Origin of the sequence: Mesobacillus sp. (genome assembly GCF_049588175.1) — a bacterium.
GTDB lineage: Bacteria > Bacillota > Bacilli > Bacillales > Cytobacillaceae > Mesobacillus.
This window is the reverse complement of sequence record NZ_JBAVFI010000174.1, coordinates 1-2,099: the sequence shown is the minus strand read 5'-3', so window position 1 is coordinate 2,099 and position 2,099 is coordinate 1. Positions and strand designations below refer to the sequence as shown.

The window sequence follows — 2,099 nt, the reverse complement described above, 5'->3', positions numbered from 1 at the left end:
ATTATATCCTTTGTTTGGTATTGCTTTGACAGGCTTCCTTATGGTCTTCCTCGTAAACAAACCAGTTGGTGCCCTGAACCAGGGAATCACTGATTGGCTTTCTGGACTTGGGACCGGGAATGCCGTATTGCTTGGAATCGTGCTAGGATTAATGATGTCATTTGACATGGGTGGTCCAATCAATAAAGCAGCATATGTATTTGGCACCGGCTTGCTTGCTAACGGAGTATATGAGCCGATGGCAGCGATCATGGCAGCAGGTATGGTTCCTCCGCTTGGTATCGCTCTTGCTACAACTTTCTTTAAAAATAAATTTTCAAAACAAGACCAAGATGCAGGGAAAGCTTGCTACATCATGGGACTTTCCTTCATAACTGAGGGTGCCATTCCTTTTGCGGCAGCAGATCCATTAAGGGTCATCCCTTCTGTAATGGCCGGCTCGGCAGTTGCAGGCGGACTTTCCATGATGTTCAACATCGGTTTAAGAGCTCCCCATGGCGGATTGTTCGTAGTGCCGCTTGTTGATGGCGCATGGTTATTATATCTTGCAGCAATCCTGATTGGTGCCGCTGTAACAGCTGTACTGTTGGGGTTTTTAAAGAAACCAGTCACTAAATAGAAATGTTGCCGGCAGAATGAATCTGCCGGCTTTTTATTTTATAAGAGGCTTTTTCATAGAATATTTCAGCAGTACAGCAGATATGATTTTATGAGATGACTGTGAAGGGGGAAGGTGGAATGGTTCAAGTCTTTATGGAAGCTGCTAGATTTGAGCATCGATTCTGGCTCCAGGTGCTGGGGGATCACGCCAGATTTTTGCACGAAGCACTGGCTCCGGTTGAAAAAGAAGAGATCGAGACGGCGAGCTATTTTATTAATACTTTTGACCGGCTTTTAGGGAGAATTGAAACAACGGATCTGATTCATTTGAGTATGAGGGCAAACGAAGAGGCAAAGAAAATCCGGCAATTCAAGCTGGAGTTAATCGCTAAAATGCTCACAGGCAAGGTGAAAATACATTTTGGGCCAACTTTTGTCAACCATATGGTAAATGAGGTTGAAGAATATATCAGAGTACTTGAATACTTAAAAAAGGGTCAGGTACCGCCCATTTTCCATGAACTTCACCATCATACAGTCTGGCTCCTAGACGCTGCCGGCCATGCGGGAGCCATCCAGAGCAATCTAGATCAGGTGGAAAAGCGATTAAAGACAAGAAGCGAAAAATACATGAAGCATTTTGAAGAATTTTATTTGAAGGCAGTTGAAATGACTGGCTATTTACGCACGAATTTAACAGCATTTCCTGCCCTTCAAAAAATGAATGCAGACATTTCATTGGAAATTCAGTTGTTCATGAAATTTTTGGATGAGCTTAAAGAGCTGGAACTGACCGAGCAGGCTTTAGGCAGCTTTGCTCCATTAATGGCTGACCACATGTTCAGGGAGGAATGCTATTACTTAACAAAAGTAGCGGAAGCAGCCTCCATGCAGTTGCCAGGATGTGATCCGGGAATGCCAAGGTTAAAAGCAGAATAACTGGGGTGGATACTAGATAACATGAAAGAAACATCTAGTATCTTAGCCCTAATTTTCCTAAAAGTAGAACAGATGTTCTTGTTTTGGACAAGGTTGTGTTATACTTAAAAGGCAATAGTCGGATCTCAAGAGTGGTCGGCTAGCCCCGCTGAAAGGGGGTGACGCCTTTGACGGTGTTCGAGACCTTTATGGCTATGTTCTCCTTTGCCAGTATTGTCCTCGCAATATTAACTTTTAGCCAAAAAAAATAGACCTCCCTTAACCTTTTGCTTAGGGGGAGGTCCAGCTAATACTATGGCCGATCCACCATGGGAAAGGCTATTGCAAGACTGCCGGTGGGCCAACACTGGCAGTTTTTTTTAACATGTAATAATACAAGGATACCATATAGGCAGGGCAATGTCACGGTAAGAACGTCCCTGTGCATGAGTCGTTTTATGAATTGGCAATACTAAACATGCCTTTACGTAAGAGGATGAATGTAAAAGGAGTTGAGTTTGGTTGCCCCTATGTCAATTAGCTTATGGCGATGTATTTTACGAGGATGCGGGTAATGGCCC

General features: G+C 43.7%; 2 protein-coding genes. Both read left to right on the top strand.

The window, feature by feature from the left end:
• Positions 1-619 (top strand): PTS fructose transporter subunit IIC (locus tag WB217_RS04095; protein ID WP_423990896.1); only part of this gene is annotated, 619 nt, incomplete at its 5' end.
• Between the two features lie 119 nt (positions 620-738).
• Positions 739-1,539, top strand: a complete 801-nt coding sequence (locus WB217_RS04090; protein WP_423990894.1) for a DUF2935 domain-containing protein — start codon at positions 739-741, stop codon at positions 1,537-1,539.
• Positions 1,540-2,099 lie beyond the last annotated feature (560 nt).

What these genes read in the sequence shown, in the direction of transcription:
- WB217_RS04090 (WP_423990894.1), top strand. Translation starts at nt 739, where the DNA reads ATGGTTCAAGTCTTTATGGAAGCTGCTAGATTTGAGCATCGATTCTGG.